The sequence below is a fragment of the Psychroflexus curvus genome, assembly GCF_020164585.1.
GTDB lineage: Bacteria > Bacteroidota > Bacteroidia > Flavobacteriales > Flavobacteriaceae > Psychroflexus > Psychroflexus curvus.
Genome location: NZ_JAIQZF010000011.1, coordinates 12,535 through 34,199, shown reverse-complemented (window position 1 = coordinate 34,199; position 21,665 = coordinate 12,535). Strand labels below are relative to the sequence as shown.

18 protein-coding genes and 1 pseudogene are annotated in these 21,665 nt (G+C 33.6%); all 19 read right to left on the bottom strand.

From position 1 onward, the window contains the following. Positions 1-208: 208 nt before the first annotated feature. The 19 genes and pseudogenes from LB450_RS13380 to LB450_RS13290 all read right to left on the bottom strand — a co-directional run bounded on the left by LB450_RS13380 (position 209) and on the right by LB450_RS13290 (position 21,661). The gene (locus tag LB450_RS13380) at positions 209-1,423 is read right to left on the bottom strand and encodes an ATP-binding protein (protein ID WP_224489750.1); all 1,215 of its coding nucleotides are present in this window, start codon (positions 1,421-1,423) and stop codon (positions 209-211) included. 586 nt (positions 1,424-2,009) lie between these two features. Then, a complete protein-coding gene (locus LB450_RS13375; protein WP_224489749.1) occupies positions 2,010-3,263 on the bottom strand; it encodes an ATP-binding protein in 1,254 nt (417 codons plus the stop codon). 874 nt (positions 3,264-4,137) lie between these two features. Further along, entirely contained in the window at positions 4,138-4,329 is a 192-nt protein-coding gene (locus LB450_RS13945; protein WP_224489748.1) for an AbiEi antitoxin N-terminal domain-containing protein, read from the bottom strand. A gap of 187 nt (positions 4,330-4,516) precedes the next feature. Then, a complete protein-coding gene (locus LB450_RS13365; RefSeq protein WP_224489747.1) occupies positions 4,517-4,903 on the bottom strand; it encodes a four helix bundle protein in 387 nt (128 codons plus the stop codon). 582 nt (positions 4,904-5,485) lie between these two features. Further along, positions 5,486-6,133: an acetyltransferase gene (locus LB450_RS13360; RefSeq protein ID WP_224489746.1), complete on the bottom strand. Its 648-nt coding sequence runs from the start codon at positions 6,131-6,133 to the stop codon at positions 5,486-5,488. 11 nt (positions 6,134-6,144) lie between these two features. After that, positions 6,145-6,375: pseudogene (locus LB450_RS13355) on the bottom strand (sugar transferase); the annotation flags it as partial. Between the two features lie 15 nt (positions 6,376-6,390). Next, the gene (locus tag LB450_RS13350; protein ID WP_224489745.1) at positions 6,391-7,062 is read right to left on the bottom strand and encodes a PIG-L deacetylase family protein; all 672 of its coding nucleotides are present in this window, start codon (positions 7,060-7,062) and stop codon (positions 6,391-6,393) included. Then, positions 7,055-8,014: a methionyl-tRNA formyltransferase gene (locus LB450_RS13345; RefSeq protein WP_224489744.1), complete on the bottom strand. Its 960-nt coding sequence runs from the start codon at positions 8,012-8,014 to the stop codon at positions 7,055-7,057. Before LB450_RS13345 ends, LB450_RS13350 begins: the two co-directional genes overlap by 8 nt. Next, complete coding sequence (locus tag LB450_RS13340) at positions 8,007-8,591, bottom strand: sugar transferase (RefSeq protein ID WP_224489742.1); 585 nt, start codon at positions 8,589-8,591, stop codon at positions 8,007-8,009. The genes LB450_RS13345 and LB450_RS13340 overlap by 8 nt, the downstream gene beginning before the upstream one ends. A gap of 44 nt (positions 8,592-8,635) precedes the next feature. After that, complete coding sequence (locus LB450_RS13335; protein ID WP_224489741.1) at positions 8,636-9,904, bottom strand: glycosyltransferase family 4 protein; 1,269 nt, start codon at positions 9,902-9,904, stop codon at positions 8,636-8,638. A gap of 3 nt (positions 9,905-9,907) precedes the next feature. Further along, a complete protein-coding gene (locus tag LB450_RS13330; protein WP_224489740.1) occupies positions 9,908-11,770 on the bottom strand; it encodes a heparinase II/III domain-containing protein in 1,863 nt (620 codons plus the stop codon). 41 nt (positions 11,771-11,811) lie between these two features. Further along, complete coding sequence (locus LB450_RS13325) at positions 11,812-12,159, bottom strand: four helix bundle protein (RefSeq protein ID WP_224489739.1); 348 nt, start codon at positions 12,157-12,159, stop codon at positions 11,812-11,814. Positions 12,160-12,263: 104 nt separating this feature from the next. Beyond that, positions 12,264-14,381 (bottom strand): bi-domain-containing oxidoreductase, encoded by a 2,118-nt coding sequence (locus LB450_RS13320; protein WP_224489737.1) that lies wholly within the window; start codon positions 14,379-14,381, stop codon positions 12,264-12,266. Further along, complete coding sequence (locus tag LB450_RS13315) at positions 14,382-15,698, bottom strand: phenylacetate--CoA ligase family protein (protein WP_224489735.1); 1,317 nt, start codon at positions 15,696-15,698, stop codon at positions 14,382-14,384. 1 nt (position 15,699) lies between these two features. Next, positions 15,700-16,788 carry a glycosyltransferase gene (locus LB450_RS13310; protein WP_224489734.1) on the bottom strand — a complete coding sequence of 363 codons (1,089 nt, stop codon included), beginning with the start codon at positions 16,786-16,788 and terminating at the stop codon, positions 15,700-15,702. Positions 16,789-16,796: 8 nt separating this feature from the next. Beyond that, complete coding sequence (locus LB450_RS13305) at positions 16,797-17,936, bottom strand: glycosyltransferase (RefSeq protein WP_224489733.1); 1,140 nt, start codon at positions 17,934-17,936, stop codon at positions 16,797-16,799. Beyond that, the gene (locus tag LB450_RS13300; protein ID WP_224489731.1) at positions 17,917-19,119 is read right to left on the bottom strand and encodes a hypothetical protein; all 1,203 of its coding nucleotides are present in this window, start codon (positions 19,117-19,119) and stop codon (positions 17,917-17,919) included. Before LB450_RS13300 ends, LB450_RS13305 begins: the two co-directional genes overlap by 20 nt. 11 nt (positions 19,120-19,130) lie before the next feature. After that, positions 19,131-20,231, bottom strand: a complete 1,101-nt coding sequence (locus tag LB450_RS13295; RefSeq protein WP_224489730.1) for a glycosyltransferase family 4 protein — start codon at positions 20,229-20,231, stop codon at positions 19,131-19,133. Further along, complete coding sequence (locus LB450_RS13290) at positions 20,228-21,661, bottom strand: MOP flippase family protein (RefSeq protein ID WP_224489729.1); 1,434 nt, start codon at positions 21,659-21,661, stop codon at positions 20,228-20,230. Before LB450_RS13290 ends, LB450_RS13295 begins: the two co-directional genes overlap by 4 nt. Between the last annotated feature and the right edge of the window lie 4 nt (positions 21,662-21,665).

Below are 21,665 nucleotides of genomic sequence, written 5' to 3'. Positions count from 1 at the left end.
GAAGTTAAATAGTAAATATTAGAAGTACAAAGTAGTAAGTATAATGACCTTCCCTAAATAGCGTTGACCGTTTTGGTTAATATACTAATTGGTTATTTTCATAATTCAATACTCACCACTCACCACTCAAAGACTACTCAACCTGCCCGACTAGCGTCAGTCAGGCGGGCTGGTCTACTGGCAAAACACACATCTCAGTTTTCTATCATTATAGCTCTTTCGATAACAAAAAATCGGTGATGTATAAATGCTGAACTCCTTCAATAGTATCTTTCCAGAAGTCATCCATAGTTACAACATATTTGGGATAGTGGTCTTTGATAGCCAATAAGTTTCCAAACTCCCTTTCTACGGTGTCTTCACTCTCCAGTTTATAAGCAACTTGTAAGTAAATTTTACGGTTATTTTTTTCGGCTACAAAATCAATTTCTTTATGGTCTAACTTGCCAATATAAACCTTGAATCCTCTTCTTTTAAGCTCTAAAAACACGATGTTTTCTAGTATCCCTGCAATCATTCTGTCGCGATTTCCCATAGTTGCATAAATCAAAGAAATGTCACTGACGTAAAACTTTTCTTGGGTTTTAAGGATTTCTTTTCCTTTTACGTCATAACGCGGAACACGATGCAAAATAAAGGCTCCCACCAAGGCGTTTAAATAATTATAAACCGTATTGATATCTATTTTGCGTTTCTGACTTTTGAAGTAATCGGCTATATTTTTACCCGAAAATGTGTTACCAATATTGTCGAAAGCATATCTAATCACCCGCTCTAATAGCTCCACATCTCTTATCTTATAGCGTTGTACTGTATCTCTAAGAATCACAGATGAGTAAATATCGTAAACGACCTTGTAAGCAGATTCCTCCGAATAATCTAAGGTATGAATTACAGGAAACCCCCCTTTCCGTAGATACTCTAAAAATTGATTTCCTGTATTTTTAGCCTCCGAAAAATAATGCTTTCTAAAGTGTAAATATTCCTGGAATGACAAGGTAAAAATCGGAATTTCAACGTACCGCCCTGCCAAATAGGTGGCTAATTCTGATGAAAGTAAATGTGAATTAGAACCTGTAAGATAGATGTCTACATCAAAATCAACTAAAAAGGAATTAACTGCTTTTTCCCAATCTTTTACTTTCTGGATTTCATCTAAAAGTAAGTAGTATTTTTTTTCTTGTTGAATTTGATTACTTATAAATTGATACAGTTTTGATGCTTCCAATAGGTCTGCGTATCTAAAACTCTCCAGATTAATAAAAATGATATGCTCTTGTTCCACTCCCCTTGTCAACAGTTCATTTTTAAGCAACTGCAACACTGTGGATTTGCCTGAACGTCTAATGCCAGTAATAATTTTAATCTGTGGCCTACCAATAAATGGCTTAATGGCCTCTATATATCCTGAACGTGAAATCATATTTTTAAGGTTATGGGCGTAAAAATATGGTTATTTATTTAATTTTTATGGTTATAAGCCTAAATACTTTGATTTACTTAAAGGTTTTGTAGTGATTTTTCGTGCAATCGTGTAATCGCATAGTGGTATAATCGGCGAGGCGTTTTAGGGGAAGTGACAAAGACATGGACTTTGACGAAGACGTTGGAAACTGGCTGTTGGCTTCCCCCTAGCCCCCAAAGGGGGAATGGCTTGGCAGTGACGAAAACGATAGTAGAAGTAAAATAGTAAATATTAAAAGTACAAAATAGTAAGTAAAAAGTAGTAAGTATAATGTCATTCCCTGATATAGGTTGACCGTTTTGCTTAATATGCTAATTGTTTATTTTCATAATTCTATACTCACCACTCAAAAACTCAAAGACTCAATAACTACTCAACTCAGGTTTGCTGTTCGATTGCAATTCCTGGCTATATCAGGATTGGGACGGTTCTCGATAGTTCTGCTGAGTTGGGTTTGCATTGGCCGATCAGGTGTCACGAAACGCAAACAATAACAAGGTGGGGTATTTTATGTATTGTAACTATAAATCACTGATCGATCAAGCTATTTCCCAAGTGAAACTAATGAAATAACATTGATTCCGTCGGGACGTCGGTAACTCATGCCTGTTCCCGTAATGATATTTAATGATTTTGGAATTTCCATTTTTCCTGAGTCAATATTAGCTTCAAACTTTTTAAGATTTTCTGCTGCTTCATCAATATAACCTACACCTAGTTTGATTTCAAATGCTGCATAATCTCCATTGCGTTTCTGCACGATAGCATCTACTTCATAGCCATAAGAATCATTGTAGTGGTATACTGTAGCATCATTTGCTTTTGCATATACATTCAATTCGTGTATGGCTAATGATTCGAACAGAAACCCTGTATAGTTAAGATCTTTCATCAATGATTCTTTTCCCAAACCCAAAACAGCAACTGCTAAAGAAGGATCGCATAAATGTCTTTTGGGGGATTTACGTAAAGAGGCAGCTGAACGAATATGAGGGTTAAAAGCCGGTTGCTCAAAGAGAATCATTAATTTGGACAAGGCATTCAAGTAATCGGAAAGTGTATTTCTTGATAATTCGTTATTTTCATTTAGTTGAACGTCTTTTCCTAAGGTCTTATTATCGACTAAAGTTGCGATATTTCTGGAGAGAGAGCGCAATAAACTTCTTACTTTATGAGGATTACGCTTCACGCCTGATACCTGACTTATGTCCACCTCGCAAAGCAAATCAATATAAGCCCGGTTCATATTCAAAGCCTCTTTTAGCCCAGAATCAATGAGCGTAGGCCACCCCCCTATGCATATTCTGTCAACAATATATTCCAATGAAATAGCTGGTTCATAATAGTCATTTACAGTTCCACTAAGCAAATCCGAGACTTTTACATTTCCTGTGGAGTATCCTAATTCTTGCCAGGTCATCGTGTCCATTTGCAAGACGGTAAAGCGTCCGGCACCACTATGAAGCTTCACATTTTCAGGTGGATTGGCAGACCCTGTAAGTATAAATACGCCTTTAGTCTTCCGTTGATCGACTTCATGCCTCACATAATTCCATAGTTCTGGTTGCTCTTGCCATTCATCAATCAATCTTGGAGTTTCTCCTTCCAATAATAACTGTGGATTGGTTCTCATCATGACCGAAACTTGTGGGTCTCGATCCATTTTCAGAATACTTTTCGCATATTGAGTTGCCGTTTCAGTTTTCCCGCAAGATTTAGGTCCTTTAATTAATAAGGCCCCAGAAGCTGACATCTTTGATACTAAGTCATCTTCAACCAATCTTTTTACATAACCCATGACATTTAATTTGTTATACAAAAGTAATTTAAAAATTAATTTGTGCAAATTTAAGCATTTTCATTGTGCAGTTTTAAGGGTTTTTTTTGTGCAGATTTAAGAAATTTGTTGTTGGCTGTTGGCAGTGACGAAGACGTTAACTTTGACGAAGTCATTGACGAAGACAAAGACCAAACGAAAACATCAAGCCATCGAACAAACTCTCCGCCTGAGGCGGAAGGGGCCGGGGGAGGAATTTACTTTTTTACTTGGCAAAGCCAGGTGTTTTGATGATAATCAAAACGTATCGAAATGACCATTTCTACTGTCATCCCGAGAGAGAAGTTTTTTTTTGCTTCGACGAGGGATCTTTTTATTTTTTGATAATATTAATTTAATGCCTTTAATTTTAATTGAAACTTCCATTCTTTTTTAGTTCACCCTCGTTATTATTATTTTAAGTGTTCATGAATCTCGTGCCTCGATTTGCATCGCCCAATCCCGATAGCTATCGGGAGAACCAATCCCCAAAGCCTTGGAGACTAGGCTTATTTTTATGTCTTTAAAAACTACAAAAGCAGTTCCTCCACGCAATGCCAACCGTTTCACTAAGGCATTGCTCCTTCACCCTTACTTCACTACTTTCTTGTTTTTTTACATCCATAAAAAGTAGGCCAGTTTTAAATTCTTACCTATTAATAATGAAAAAATCTAGATTCTTTACTCTTCACTTTAATTCCAATTGTTTTAATATGGAATTGCCTGTAATGAGCGCAGTCGAAGTAGAGTTGAGATGGAATGGGGAGTAGATATTAGATTCCAGATGTTAGAAAATGGAGAAAAGAACATAGAACAAAGAGGAATGACCTTCCCTAAATAGCGTTGACCGTTTTGGTTAATATACTAATTGGTCATTTTCCCTTATCATTGCTCCAGTTCCTATGGTTGTTAACCAATTACTATTACGGTACTTCCTGAGTAATTCTGGACTGTAGCCTTGCTCCACTAGCCAACTACTAATTAACACAACTCCGGATGGCTGTAATTTTAACAACCTGTTTATTTTGGATGGTTTAACGGTACTCATAGTTCATTTTTATATGCTAAAATAAACAAATTCATTTATTTAGTTTATTTAAATTTATTTTAATGCACTCTGAGTTCATTTAAAAGCTTTCAAACAAACTGGTTGGTTATTACGGGTTTTTTATTGCGGGTTGCGGGTTAACTCGGAATAGAGCGCAGCGACAAACTCGCAATAAAGCGCAAGCGACTTAAAATTTCCCGCCTTTGTAACTTGTTGTTTTTAAGTACGACATAAATGAACCAAGTTGATTGCCAATTGATTTTGTTATGTCTGTAAGCTCTTTAAATTCTTCTTGATTAATAATTGCTGCATCTAAAGCTCTATATAATTGTGAACTCAGCTCACCTGCACTTCCTTTTGAAATTGAAAGAAATTGTTTAAACTCTTTATTACCATTTCTCTCAAATCCCTCTGCAATATTATCCATTATGCTACCGCTTGTTTTGAACAAATGATTGATCAGAAAGCCAGTATTTTTATCGTCTTTACCCTTCAAAATCTGAAACATTTTTTTATTCAATTCACGAGCATCCTGCCACACTTTTAAGTCCTCAAATGATTTTATTTTACTCATTATTATTGGGGTTGGTTATTGCGGGTTTGGTTATTACGGGTTTTTTTATTGCGGGTTGCGGGTTAACTCGCAATAGAGCGCAGCGACTAACTCGGAATAAAGCGTAGCGCTAACTCGCAATGGAGCGCAAGCGACTAACTCGGAATTATTACGGGTTACGGGTTTGGTTATTACGGGTTCATTATTACGGGTTGTTGGTAAATCGCTACGATTATTCGTGTAATCGGCAGGGCGTTTTAGGGGAAGTGACAAAGACATGGACTTTGACGAAGACGGCGGAAGGGGCTGGGGGAGGTATTTCTCCCCCTCCTTGGGAGGGGGCTGGGGGGAGGATACTACATAAACGAATCATAATACCACATACTACTATCAAATCTGTAATCGTCGTTTTGGGAATCCTGGAGGGTAGGCTTGCCGCTTAGCGGTTTGATGGCGGACACATAGCCGGAAGGAATAAATAAGATGTTGTGATCCTCTGCTTTAAGGACATATTCTTTTTATAATGCTAAAAGTGAAATTCATCAATCGCCGAAAAACTCATTCAAAGCTTGAGACGGGCATGCAAAGTGACAAATAACAGTTTTAAGAATGAAACTTGATGGGTTTTGCAGGAATCCCTACAGCGGTGCAATTTGCAGGTAAGGATTTTGCAACAACGGCTCCTGCACCAACAATAGTATTTTCTCCAATCTGTAACTGATTAATTATTTTTGCACCTGTGCCTACATAAACTCCTTCTTCAATAGTTACTTCTCCTGAAATGTTTACCGAAGGCATAAAAGATGAGAAGCTTTTAATTTCAGTATCATGACCTACTGTACAAGACAAGTTTAAAGTCACAAAATCTCTTATTATAATGTTACAGGTGACAACTGCGTTAGCGCAAATAACACAACCTTTTCCTATGATAACATCATCCTTACCTAGCCAAACATTCGGGTGAATAAGAGTAGGATATTTGAATTCAAAATTTTCTAATCGTTTAATTATATTTTTTTTTACATCAGAAATCCCAATACCCAATGCTATTGATATTTTATCATCCCTTTTTGTCAAATCATCAATTGAACCTAGATAGGGCAAACCATTAATAGTATTTGGCAAGTTTTTATCATCATCATAGAAACCGATAATATCATACTTAGGTTTGTTTTCATTAATTTGATCTATCAACATTTTTACTTCACGACCAAAACCTCCGGCTCCTATAATTGCTATTTTATCTTTCATAGTTTTTATTTTTAGGATTCTATATTCCCTTTAAACTTTTCTGCTGTAGCCTGCCCAGCCTGATTTATACCTTCTGAAACAAAGACTTTTTTTATAGTTAAAAATAGGATTTTTATATCTAATGCAAAGCTTTGATTCCTGACATACTCAATATCCAATCTAAATTTATCTTCCCAGGAAATAGCATTTCGTCCATTGACCTGTGCCCAGCCGGTAATGCCTGGTTTAACCTGGTGGCGTTTTTAAAAAATTTTATTTTAACATATTTGTCTTTCTACACAAAAAGCTTCCGCTCTACTTACACCGATCGTGGAACCCCTATATTTTGCCAAGGCTTCCAGCGCTTCTAATGATCGTGAATGAGGGAATTCTTTCAATTGAGATGTAAAACACTTCATTGATTCAATCTTGTTTTTAAACACATCACTAACATCGACAAAATGATTGGGTACGAAAGGTCTTTCTTGGTAAGGAGTCCATTCAGTTTCAGAGAGAGTCTCATAGCAATAGATATTATTTATTTTATATTTTCCCTGAGGTCTTGCAGCAACCAAACCAGCTCTATATATTGCTTTATGATCTTGGTGAATATCACCAGGGTGAGGAAGATACAAATGTGTTGGACGAAAGTTATAGAACACTTTTGAGAGCTCTAATGAGATTTTATACTCTGGAAAAGCATTTAGAGAAGGTGCTGGAAATTCCATAAATATAGTTTCCTTTATTCCTAAAGCGTTGTGAGCCTGTAGCGCCTCTTTCCTAACGAAATCTATATCGGAGTCCGTAAATAATTGAGGTGCACCTTTACTTGCATTTGTCGCAATTACAATCTTAACTTCATCACCTTGTTCTATATGTTTTGATATTGTTGCTCCACAACCTAGCACTTCATCGTCTGCATGTGGCGCCAGAACTAAAACTTTATTCATTTGAAATGTTTTTTAATAGTTTTTTAATTTTAAAAATTTCATCTTCAATATCGTAACCCAATTTATCCCCTACTCTAAGCTTAAGATTATTTTCTAGAGTTAAATTTTTAAGCCATATAAGACCAGTTCCACACTGAACCAAATAGCCTTTTAGATCATCTATTATTAGGACACGACCGACAACACCTTTAATTGGAATATTTTTTTCTAAAGAACTTTTCCAAATAATCATTTTTTCATCTTTAAAGTAAGTGTAGGCTCCTGGATGAGGGCTAGTACTTGCCTTTATTAATCTATCAATATAATAAGCTGAATTATTCCAATTGATAATTCCGTCTTCAGCAGTTCTTTTACCATACCAAGTCGCTTCACTTTCCTCTTGCTGAATTGGTTCCCAAATTCCTCTTTTAAGTTGGGGTAACCAATCAGACAGGCTAATATTTATGGCTTCTTCTATTTTTTTTCCTACTGATGTAGCATCATCCTCTTCTTCGATATCAAAAGTTTCCTGAACGAAAATAGGCCCATCGTCAGCTCCTTTTCCCATAAGGAAAAAAGTTGCTGTGCCTTTAGCTTGTTCCAAGACTGACCATGCTAGTGGAGCTCTTCCTCTTCCTTTCGGCAAGTGAGTGGGATGAAAACCTACACAACCTAATCTAGGCATATTTAGCCAATCTTCAGACATCAGTTGTGAAAAGCCAACCGCAAAAATAATATCAGTTTTTTTTTCTTTTGCCCACTGAATATTTTCACTGTCATTAATCCTTTTAAACCCTTTGTAATTTAAACCATACTGGTTTGACAAATCTTCTAAGTCTACCCATCCTGATACTTTTTCTTTTAAAGATGGTTCATGACCTAAGACTCCAACTATATTAAAATCATACTCGATAAGTTTTCTTAGGGTGTGTTTTGCTGTGATAACTGCCCCTATAACTATAATTCTATACATTAGGTTTGTTTATAAATTTATCTTCACCGTATACAACTATCAATATAGTTTTAAAAAAAATCTTCAAATCTAAAAGGAAGGACAAATTTTCAACGTACTCTCTGTCATATTTCCATCTTTCTTCCCAGGATAAATAGATATTCCCATTTATCTGAGCAAGTCCAGTGAGTCCTGGTTTTACTTTAAGTCTTTGTTTACCGTCCTCATTAAAATCAACTAACTGGTTTACCATACAAGGTCTTGGCCCAACAATAGACATATCACCTTTGATGACATTAATTATTTGTGGTAACTCATCAATCTTATAGCGCCTTAAATAACTCCCTATGGTTGTGACTTCACTATCGCCTGACAATATTTCTCGAGTAACATCCCTTTTTTTGTTTAACATGGTTCTAAACTTATATAATTTAAATTTCTTACCATGTTTACCTAGCCTATATTGAAAAAAAAATGGTGTTTCCTTTTCAAATAATAAAATCAGGAGGATGACTAATACTAATAAAGGTGAAATAAGTAGAAAGAAAATTAACGAAACCACTAAATCAAAAATTCTTTTAAAAATTACTTTATACATAATTAAAACATTTATTATTTAGTAAATACAATAGTAATTTTTAATTAATTTTTGTGATTATTGGTATCCATTAAGGCTTTTTTCAAGACTTTTATGTATCCAATAGCCAGAACTACTCGGTCGAAGTGTTTTTTAGCATGGTCGAAGCCGTTTTTACCCATTTGTTTGAGTTGCGATGGATCGTATTTTAAAATTTCTTTAATCCCCTGAGCTATTTCTAGAGTGTTTTCGGGTTCAAGGTATACGCCACATCTTGCTTCATCAACAAGATCTCTAGAAACTCCGTCAATCAATAATAAGACAGGTTTTTTACAGGACATATAATCAAAGGTTTTATTGGAATAGATGGTTTTAAATGTATCTACTTTTTTCAAAACTGAAGCGCCCATATCTGAAGATAGTATGTATTTGAAGACTTCCGATTTCGGAACACTGTCTCTGAATATAAATTGATCTTGTAAATCTCTTTTATTGACTTCATTCATAAGTTCATGCTTTTTCATACCATCGCCAATGAGCTGAAAAACGACATGGGTTTCTTTTAAATGCTCTGCTGCATCTACCAATTGAATCAAATGGTTGGCTACACCATGGGCTCCCACATAAGTGATGATAAACTTATCTTCTAGACCCAGACTTGTTTTAAAGGCTGGAGCATCAAAATCACTAAGCAAACTTTCCGCTAGACTAAAATCGGCTGCATTAGGAATAAAGGAAATTTTATCCTTGTCTATATCTTTATCTTCAATCAGTTTTTTTCTAAAAGCAGGAGTAAGCACGTTTATTTTTTCAGCTCTTTTGTAGATAAAAGCTTCAAACCAATAGGCGAATTTGATAATCCATTTGTTGGTTAAAACACCAGTATCTATAGCAGATTCAGGCCATAAATCGCGTATTTCAAATACAAAAGGTTTACGTTTTAATTTAGATAAAACATAGGCAATAATCCCCACAAATAAAGGAGGAGAAGTAACTAAAATGACATCATACTCTTTTCGAGTTTTGAACATGCCTGCCCATATCCCCGAAAACACGAAAGAAAAATAAGCCCATAATCGTCCTATAAAATTGACATTGTAGCTATCTGAAACATGACAGCGAATAACATCTGCATTTTTGTAAAAATTAAGATCCTTATAAAAGTACTTACCCTTATATTTTTCTGGTTTCTTACCTGTTGCATAGTGAACCATGCCAGAAAGCACAGTTATCTCATAGCCTAAATCTGACCAATGCTTCACCATTTCATTAAATCGACTACCGCCTCCGTCATTTTTCTCCAAAAAATATTGATGGATTAAAAGTATTTTCATGTTTTAAAAACTAATTTGTGTAGTGATTCGATTGGTTGTTGAAGAAAATTGTAGGTTCTGAATAGGATGCTTTTCCAAATAATATAATGAAGCTTCGCTTTTGCTAATTGTCGGTGTTAAAATTTCTAAATTTTGATCTACAGCTTTTAAATTAAGCCCTTCACTGACAGGGATATGCCAGAACACTGTAGCTTCAGTTTCTTTGGATTTCTCAAAAGTATCCTTTACTGTTAACTGACTTAAGTTAGTATCCAACTCAAAACTTCTAATGTGTTTATTTTGATTATGGTCTTTGTAAGATGCAGAAAAACTATAGATACTAGATTTTTTCTCTAATGGCTTTTGAATTGAGGCTTTTAGCCAGCCGCCATATAAGAATCGACTTATTTTAGGCATTTGTTCATGATGGCCGAATTGAACGGTATTATGTGCTGTTACCGATTTGAATCTATCGGTTTCACTGCCAGAATTATAAGAATAAGTTCCAGAGTCGCATAGTACATTTTTACCATTAACCCACAGGTCCATATGAAAAGCGTCTGATGAACTGGGTCTAAACTGATCCTGTGGTAAACGCATGTATAAACTCAGTTGCTCCTCTTTAACGTAAAGAAACTGCTTATCTAATATTCCAAATTTAAGTTGATCTGATTTATATAAAGGAAAATTTAAATAAGAACTGGGATAGCGCCACCATAATGCTTCGTCAAAACCATCGCGATGCTGATTATTGTAAACTCTTTTATTTAAAAGCACTCCAAAAAAGAGCTGAGTTGATGGTCGAAAATCTCGATAATCGCACTGATGAAGGTTTTCGAACATAGCACCATCATTAGAACCTAAGTTTGGTGTGTTTCCTTCTTCATTGGCAGTCATGGTTATTTGCCACTGCCCTAACTTTAGTAGTCGCTCGTTGACCCGATTAGAAAACTTTGGCTCATTATAACGCTGCATAGCATACACTACCCAACTAAAGGTGTCAACGACCACCCGATGATAAGTGACCGATTGTTGTGCAAATGTCCCCTGTCGTGCAATTAATTTTAAAACCCGATTAATTAATAGTTTACGACCACGTTTTTTGTAGGAGCTAAGTTTTTTTAAGGAAACTTGGAGTTCCTTTTGTTTTAACAAGAATGTTGCTCCTATGTATAATCCAGCTGTTTCTGAAGTCCCATGGTTATTGTCCTGAGCAATCGCATAATTGATGTTTCCTGAAATACGCTCCAGGTGCTCAAAAATCAGTTGTTGCAATGGCTGAGAAGCCTCAAAGTCTTGATCTAGAATTTGAGAGGCAGTCACAAGTTTCATCACTCGTATAGCCGTTTCTTGTCCACATTTCCAGTTTGGCCCACAGTTTTTTGGATTTTTTTGACTCCAATCTTGTAACCAAACATTAAGCGTCATCAAATACTTTTCATCTCCAAAGACTTTATAAGCACGAGCTAAATCAGTGAGCCAGTCGAAACGGGATGGCTCCCATAAGATTTTGATATCCCCCGTGTTTAAATCAAAATCACTAAGCTCTGTCCAGTGTTTATATGGATTATTGAGCTTACTAGCTTCAAACGGGTTAGTAAACCAATTTGGAGGATTCCCCACCTCAAAGCCATGGTGATGGAAATAGTCTAACTGACCCTGCATGATAGCATCTGCTCTTTCTTTCAATTGCGGCTTCCATTCCTTTGGATAATTGGATGCTAGAGAAATACTTTTATAAAAAATCCCTTTTACTGGATTTCCCAGTGGGAACTTTGCTTTTCGCAAGCCCAATTTTGAAGAAGTGCGATACCAAAGCATATAAGCCACATTCCAATAGCCTAGCTTGGGTAAAAGTGGAAGTAAGAGACTAAGTTTTTTTAGCATTTTTTTTGGCGTTAGGCTGTAGGCGATAGTCTTTAGGCTGCTTATAGCTTTTGACTTAGACTGTAGATTCGTTTTTTTAGATTATTTATTTTTTCATCTAATATTGTATAAGTTTCTTCATTAATGAAGTTTAAATCTTTTGATAAAAGGACAAAATATTCCAGTTCGTGAGCTGAGCCTAGGGCTATTTGTAAGAAACGGTTAAAGTCTTTGTCTGATTTTCTTCCACATCCTTCGCTGATATTGGAAGGAATTGAATATGCTGCTCTTTGCATTTGAGAAATAATCTGATATTTTTCTGAGTTTGGAAAATCTTTAGTAACAGAGTAAATATCTAGTGTCAGTTGATGACTCAGTTTCCAGATATCATAGTTTTTGAAGTTGCGCATTTTGTTGGTTTTAAGGCTGTAGGCGGTAGGCTGCTTATAGCTTATTGCTTATAGCTTATTGCTTAAGGCTTATAGCTTACGGCTTTTTCCTTCTAAAAAATTATTTATGACAAAGTTACCCAAGCTTTGGACTTAAGGCTTTCAATCGCCGCAAAACTTGCATTTGTTGTGTTGACTAAACTATCAAAAGGAATGATAGCATCGCCTTTATTTTCAATTTGTTGGACTAATTTGGTGAATTGTGCTGAATGCCCCTTATCCATTTTTGATTTCAATTTACTAAACCCTTTAAAGCCATAGCCTTTTAAAACTCGCCAGTTATCAAGTGTGAGTGTACGCTCTTGAGAATAAACCTCAACCCGTTCTTTGCTATAGGATTTACTTCCATTGGAAAAATAATTTATAACCCCAGTTGAGCCATTCTCATATTTTAGTAAAATACTTGCATTGTCTGTGTTTTCTTCAGGATTCACCCCCATAGCATTCATACAGACCTCTGTGACTTTACTTCCTGTGAGATAAGAAATTAAGTCTATAAAGTGACAAGCTTCACCAACAATTCTACCACCACCAATTTTTAAATCATGCACCCATACATTGCTGGGGATCATACCAGCATTCATGGTTGCAATGACATTTATTGGGCTATCTGAGCTGCCTAAGACTTCCTTCATTTTTGTAGCAAATGGAGAAAAACGTCGGTTAAAACCAACGCTTAATACTGAATTACTTTTCTGGTAAGTCTCAATTATTTGATTTAACTCCTCAGGATTGAGAGCTAGAGGCTTTTCTACAAACACGTTTTTATTAGCTTCCAAAGCTTTTAAAACCATTGGAGCATGTAAGTTGTGTCTGGTAGTTATTAAAACTGTATTCACAGTATCGTCTTCAAGCACCGTTTTTATATCTGTTGTGCTTTTAGAAATATTAAATTTTTTGGCTAAAGCTGTTCCTGAAACACCACCACTACTTACAACGCTAACGATGTTGGCATTGGTTTTACTCAATTTTGGTAGCATGGTCATTTTAGTAAAATTACCAGCTCCTACTATGGCTAAACCATTATTTTTACTGTTGTTTTCATTGCTTTTTAAAACAACCTGATTGGAATAATTGGAATTGCTATAGGTTAAAATAGAAGCTATAGCTTTGGAAGCTCCTATCTCACCATAAATTTTTTGGTAGTCTTCCAAAGGAATGACTTCTGTAATCAATGGTTTTACCTGAATGTTTCCAGCACTTATCGCTTCTAAAATAGTTTGAAAATTGCGTTGCTCTGTCCACCTTACAAAAGCAAGTGGATAATCCTGCCCTTGTTGCTCATATACATCATCGTAACGTCCAGGACCGTAGGAACAAGACACCTGGAACGTTAATTCCTTCTCATAAAACTCAGCACGGCTCAGTTCTAAACCAATAACCCCAACCAAAATAATCCGTCCTCGTTTACGACTCATTTGAGCTGCTTGCGAGATCACTTCATTAGACTTTGTAGAGGCCGTTATAATGACACCGTCTGCACCAATGCCTTTGGTTTTATTCATTACTGTTTTTACAGGATCGTCTCCCTGAGCAGGATTAATGGTTTCTATACCAAATTGCTCTGCCAAATCTAATTTAGACTGGTCAAAATCAATACCAATAACTTTACAGCCGTTGGCCTTAAGCAATTGCGCTGTCATCAAACCAATAAGACCTAATCCAGTGACTACTATGGTTTCTCCTAGAGTTGGCTGGCATAAACGAATCCCTTGTAAGCCAATAGCGCCAATGACTGTGAATGCTGCTTCTTCATCGCTAACATTTTCTGGGATTTTAGCCACCAAATTTTTAGGTATAGAAACAAACTCAGCGTGTTGGCCATTGGAAGCTACCCGATCTCCTACCTGAAATTCTGAAACACCCTCACCAACAGCAATAACCTTACCTACATTACAATAGCCTAGAGGTAATGGCTCGCCTAGTTTATTAAATACCGCTTCCAGTGTGGGCAATAAACCTTCTGTTTTTATTTTATCGAGTACCTGTTTTACTTTATCAGGCTGTTGGCGAGCTTTAGAAATCAAGTTGGATTTACCAAACTCTACCAGCATACGCTCTGTCCCTAGTGAGACTAAGCTTTTGGAGGTTTGGATTAATACCTGGCCTGACTTTGCTTTAGGTGCCGGTACTTCTTCTAATATGGTGTCTCCTGTTTTAAAGGATTGAATGATTTGTTTCATTTAAATATCTGTTATGACTGCTTTTAATTTTCCTGAATGAGTTCTTGGAAGTTTATCAAAGTATTCTATTTTGATTCTAACTTGTGAATCTGTAATTCTTTCTTTTATGGATTCTAATAACTTCTCTTCTTGATTATTTTCATCATAACCTGGAATTTTAACCACTCTAAAAATTAATTTTTTTGTATTTGGCTGATACACTTGAGCTTCCCTTACGTATTCAATATTTTTAAAAATCAAATTCATAGGACCGAAACTATTGCCATTTGGTAAGGTGACAAAATCTTTTGAACGACCTAAAATTTCTTGAACAATAAATTCATTGCCCTCATGCTTAATTTTCACTAAATCACCAGTATCATATCTTATTAAAGGAAAAGCAGGATTAGTAAAATTTGTACCAATAATTTTATAGATTTCTTTATCATCCGTAGGTATAAATTCCACATAAGAAAAATCTTCGTCAATTCGCAATTTTCCATCAGGCCTCTCGCTAATATTAGCAACCCCTTCTGCGAGGCCATAATGTTGTCTAACTGGGACCTTAAAAGCGGTTTCAATTTTAATTTTTTGTTCGTTCGTTAGATTCTCAGCTCCAATTGTAATCAATTTGAGTGATTCAATTGGACAAAGATTTAATTCAATTATGTAAGATGCTAATAAGTTTAACTGTGAAGAATAGCCATGCAACCAAGCTAATTTTTCTTTTTTTATTGTATTATAATAATGTTCAGCATTTTTGAAATTAAGATGTATGGGACTAAATAATATTTGCTTACCAATATAATCTTTCCTAAAAAAAGGCGGTTCTTTTTGACTTTGTGGAACAATGACCTTTCCCCCAAACCACCCACACCAAGTCCCGAGTTCTATACCATTTTTATTTCTATATCTCCACCAAACAGCCCATTGTCTATTAATTGCATCAAGAGTTATGGGGAAATTTAATGGATTACCTGTCGTTCCACCTGTACTTACGTAAATGATTTTATCGCTTACGTTATTAATATTAATGATTTCTTCAATACTCTCTTTGACCTCATTTTTATTAAGAATAGGCAGTTTTGTTATTTCTTTATATAAATTATTATTAAGATTAACATCATATTTCTCAAACTTTTTATTCCAATAAGGAGACTTTGCAGCAGTTTTTAAAAAATTATAAAACAAATCTTCATTATCAACCTTTCCGTTTTTATATAGTTTTAAATATTTATGGAATTTTCTGTTATATCTGGTGAATCTAAGTTTGATTGCGTATATATTAACCAAAATGTTTTGAAACACAATGGGTGTTGAACTATATAATTTATTCATATCAATTTTGAATTAAGCCTATAAGTCTATTATGCTCATCTGTGTACGAATAAGCACTAGGGGGCAAGTTTTTTAAATTTCTTTTCCACTTATCGAAAGATATTGTGTCTATATTTAGTATTTGATCAACTGAATCTTCCATATTATTCATATCAATTGAAAGACCTAAATTTTTTTCATCAACTATATTTCCATCAGCAGTGCCTACCTGAGTAATCATTGGCTTTTTATAAAAACATGCTTCATAAAACCTATTAGCGCGAGCAAATTGTGAGTTTTGATGATTATGAGCTACCCAGCTAAGATCTATGGAGCTATATAAGTTAGGTAAATCCGAAGGAGATTGATAAGTGCCAAAATATTCAATATTATTTAAACCTTTTATTTTTTCTATATAATTTTCTGTTCCTAGAAATTTTCCAGCTATGAAAACATGGATTTTATTTTCCCTTTGATTTGCTAATTCTATTAACATATCTAAAGATTTTTTTGACCTGATGAGACCAAAATATCCAATTACAATTTTATTTTCATTGAATGATTTATCGTTGCTGTTTTGTATGTATTTCTTTGGATCGATTTTATTTTCAAGAATGAAATTTTTACTCCTGTCGTGATTTTTTAATGCCTCAAAATGTTTCAAATATTCTTTAGAGGTAAGAACTAATATATCAACATACTTTAATAGAATGTTTTCAATAAAATTTATGGTTTTTGATTGTAAATTACTTGAAGTACGACCCCCTAAATCAGCAATTTCATATATCAATTTAAATTTTCTTTTATTAAATGTAGACAAAATTAGTAGCAGAAGTAAATCCATACTAAATACATAAAAAACATTCGTCGTATTCGCTTCACGTCTGATTTTTGGAATGTTTTTTAAAATTTTAAAAAATCTAATAATGTATTTACCATGATTAATTTCTCCTAAAGATTCATTTTCTACTTTGTGAGTTCCTTCCCCATAATAATCTCTTCTATAATATAATAATTTGAATTCTGCGCCACTTAATTCATTTACAATATTATTAATACGCCTTTCAATTCTGGCGTCTTTCTGAACTGGTGATAAAAAAATAATTTTCATTAATCAATTTATACATTTAAAAGTTCAAGGATTTTATCTTCTTGCTGGCACCAATTAATTTTTTGTTTATTTTTTATTATCATTTCTTTATACAACTCTGACTTAATATTTATACTCCTTATCGCTTTTTTTAATATTTCAACATTATTTCCATCATCTTCTAAAACTATTCCAAAATTATTTGAATCGACAAGATCTTTCATGGGTTCATTGCAGCCTACAATGACAGGAATACCATAACTTAGAGCCTGATACATACGGTTAGGTTCACAATACCGATTATTAGGATTAGATATATCATACAATACAACACTGAATTTAGCATTTTTTAAATATATTGGAATATCAAGTTGATTAACCATTCCTGTATTATAGACTTTATTTTTAAAACCAATATCACCATATTTATCTAATAATTTCTTTTCATCTTGTTTATATAGCCCTCCCACAATTACAATTTTTAAATCAGTTTCAGAAAGAATAGCTTCTAATGTGTTATAAGGAAGCCTATCTTCCTTAGAAATACCTTGCAAATAAACGTATTCATGATCATTAAGCCAATTCATAAAATTTTCATCTGAGCCTAAACCAGTTTTATCTGAAAAAATGTTGTCTGGGTAGTTCCTGATAGAGATATGCTTGTTAACAATTTCTATCACCCCGTTCCTTCTCAAATAATCAATTCGATAGCTATTAGCATGAAGCATATAAGAGCAATTCTTTTCAATGCGATGGAATAGAGACTTAAAGGGTTTCTTATAGAAGCTTTCCGGTAATTCATGCTGATCCCATATGAATTTATTCTTAGGTGCAAATAATGCAAAAATAGCTGTTTCCTCTCCGTGAATCCATTGCATATCGTAATGCTTAAGTTTACTCTTTACTTTCAAGTAAAACTCTAAGGATTTCAATATTAAATTATTTTTTTGCTTTAGTTTTTCACGAGATTTTAATTTTATAGATTCGAACGGTATTCCATAAGATGTCACACCTTTTCCTTCTCTATTATCTGAAAAATTAACAAAGATTTTTATATCAGCTATTTTAGATAAAGTGATACACTCTTTCCTGATACGGTCATCATATTCAAGACCATTAGTACGGGCTATCATAGCTATTTTTAAATTTTTAGCTGTTTTTTTTTTCATGATGAGTTATGAATATCAATATTATTAAAAATAAAATCGAATTATGCCTTAATAAGGAGTCAATGTTTAGCGATGCAATTAAAAATATAATTAATGTAAAAGGGACAATGCCAGATGATGATTCCCGATACATATAGTGTAAAATCCACAAAAATAGGATTAGAGGAATCATGCCATACCTCAAAAGAATATTTACTAAAGATGTATCCGTTATAATCATAGGCTCAGCACCAGTGGGTTTTTGCCAATAAAATATAGGTTTATCAATAGGCAAACCTATGATCCAATGCCCTTCATTGACTCTTTCAACGATGCCTTCATAAATTACAGTCCGAGAATTTTCAATAGCAGATTCATATAAGTTTGTTTGCCCTAAAATAATTGATAATATTCTTCTATCTAATTGTCTTTGAACCTGTTCTATATTATTGTATGACCATATTACAATTCCAAAAAGAATTACAGATAGACTTATTAATTTGAATACATTTTTAAATGATAACGTTGTAAATGACAAATACAAAAATTCGAGAGCTAGGATAGCTAAATAGGTTCTGTTAAAGGATAAAATTAAGGATATAACACTTAAAACAGAAGCTGTTTTAACCAATAATCCTTGATTATACCATTTGTCTTTATCTTTAAATAACAAATAAAGTCCAATAATACCAAAAGCTGCATTTGAATTCGTAATTCTACCTCGAAATACTTCTATTATATTGTCACTAGCTTCTATATCATTATAAATAGGGAGCATTATGAAAATGGAAATAATAGATAGAATTACTGATGATATTATGGCCCATAATAACACTTTCCAAATCACCCTAATATCTGCTCGCACGCCTTGAGCCAGCAATACCACTGACGAAAATAAAGGTAAACCAACTCTTACAGCTTTAAAGGATTCTACTATAGATTGGTTATACAGCAAACCTTTAATTATAATTTCTGTAAAAAGTATAATGAATAATAATAAAACTATTTTCTTTTTTAGTTTAAAATCTTTTAATCGGACTTGTTTTTTAGATGTGCATAAAGTATTTACAAAAGGTAGCAACAAAAATGCTAACTCATTAAATTGTAATAAAAAACCAGGTAATGGAATATAAAAATTAGAATTTGTTGGTAAAAAAAAACCAAAAAATAATAAAATATAAAAAATTAGATTAAAAAGTTTCATTTATAAGTATATCACTTTACTTTCTGAGATAAGTCAAGATATCTTATCACATCTTGAATTCTACTATGCATCATAAAATCATTCAAGATTCTCGTACGTCCTTTTCGTGATATTTCTAGTCTATAATCTTTATCATTTATCATTTTTTTTAATCCTCTATTTAGCTGATCTATATTTTCATTTTCTATCAAAATCCCTCCTTCACCTATTGCTTCCGGTATTCCTCCAGTATTAGTACCTATACAAGGAGTTCCAAAATAAAGGGCTTCCATAAAAACAATCCCAAAACTTTCAATATCGTTGGGTAAAGCTCTACTAGTTAAAATAAAAATATCTGCTTCCTTCATATTTGCCCATACCAGCTTTCGTTCAACTTGTCCCAGAAATTTAACTCTTTCTTCTATACCTAGATTCTTTGCTAATTCTTCATAGTAATCTTCGTAACCTACTAAAGTTTGTCCCGCAATTATATATTGCCATTCATATTCTTTCAGATTACTTAATGCTTTTAAAACCAAATCAATACCTTTTCTAGGATATAAAGCTCCAGCTGTAAAAATCGTAAATATTGAAGATGCTGAGTTTTTGTAGTGTTCTCTATTAATAGATAAAATATCGTTAGTTAAAAAAGGATATAATAACTTAATTTTTTCTGGTTTAACACCAAATTTCTCTAATCTACAGATGGTGTTATTTGAATTTGCCCACACCTGATCAGCATTATTATATGTAAATTGATATAATTTCCTCCGCCAGCCTTTTTTATAACGTCCTTCAATTTCAGTACCATGAACCTGTATGATGACTTTAGCATTAATAAATGGATTCAATAATATAGATATTAAACCATAAGGTTGAATTTTTGTAGATATTATAACATCAAATGATTCATCATTAACCGTTTTGTAAAAGTTTAAGATGCTTTTATAGTAATTTCTTAAAAGCCCCCATTTGTTCTTTATAGGTTTGTATTTATATTTATATACTCTTACGCTCCAATTCATTTCTATGAACATACAATGTATGTCTCTTGCAAAGGCTGCGATACCTCCTGAATCAGGAGGGTAAGCATGGGTGCAAAGCAATAACTTACTTCCTTCTTTTACTTTCATCTCAGATAATTGTAATAAATTTCATTTAAATAATTTTTATTGAATATAAATTGTAAACCAAAATAGAAAACTCCCATTATTAATATTGAGAAAATAAGTTTCATATTCATTTTGAATTCTAAGAAATCTTGGATAAAAAAAACAAAAATTGAACTAACTAGAGATATAAGTATATTTTTCCATAATGGTTTTAAATACCATATCCAATTGGATTTTAACATTTTATCAACTACATATCTATGTGTTAAAAAATAGAGAATGTTCATGATTGAAAAGGTCCAAGCTACATGATAAACACTAAACTTGGAAGCAATCCAAAAAGCTATTAAATTCGAAGCAGCAATAAACAAGTTAAAATAAAAGCCGACATCTGCTTTACCTTTTGCTAAATAAATTGAGCCTGCGGGATTGCCTAAAGATCTTATTAATCCAATAATAACCATTATAGGAACCAGCTTAATTGTTAAATCCCATCCTTCTCCGAAAAGTACAGGAATTATTAAATGTGATGTGACAGCAAGAAACATCAATCCTGGATAGGATACAAACGTCAAAAATTTGCTTATTGTAAAATATGCATTACGTAGTATTTCATTATTATTTTTATATTTTGAAAATAAAGGAAACGCGACTGTTGTCAGAATTGGATTAATTTTCTGAACTGGAATTATAATTAATTGAAATGCTATAGTGTAAGCTCCTAATATGTCAGCACCAAAATATCTTCCAATCAATAAGTAATCTACATTTTTTGAAAAAAAGTTTAAAGATTTTTCTCCCATTTGGTATAAACCAAAATTGATATATTCCTTTATCTCACTATATTTAAATTCAAACCCAGGAGGGGATTCATTAAAACCTATGTATGCAGTAAATAATGTTCGTATAGAAACACTTACAATTTGCCCCCAAATTAAGGAGTATACTCCAAAGCCTTTGAGAGCTAATATTATAGAAGTAACAATTCCTACCGAATATGATAAAATTTCAAAAATTGCCAATAATTTAAATCGCAATTCTTTTTGCAACAAAACATAAAATTGTTGGCCTATGGGGGTAATTAAAAACACAAATGAAGCAAGAAAAACTAAATCTTCAAGCCTAGGTTCTTTGTAGAAAGCTTGAATCAAAGAAGATGCTGAATTTAGAACTAAGAATAAAATTACTCCAGCAAAAATATTTAACCAGTAAACAGATGATAATTGTCTTTTAGTAGAATTTTGTATACTTATTATAGCGTTACTAATACCCATATCCATGTATGCTTGAGTAAATCCAATAACAACCATCACCATCGACATTAATCCAAAATCTTCAGGTGAGAGTATTCTTCCCAAAATAACTATTTGCCCAAATTGAAGTAATGCAGCTCCTAGTTTTGAAGTGCCTGTCCATTTCGCACCTCCAATAGCATTTTTTTTTATACCCATCGAG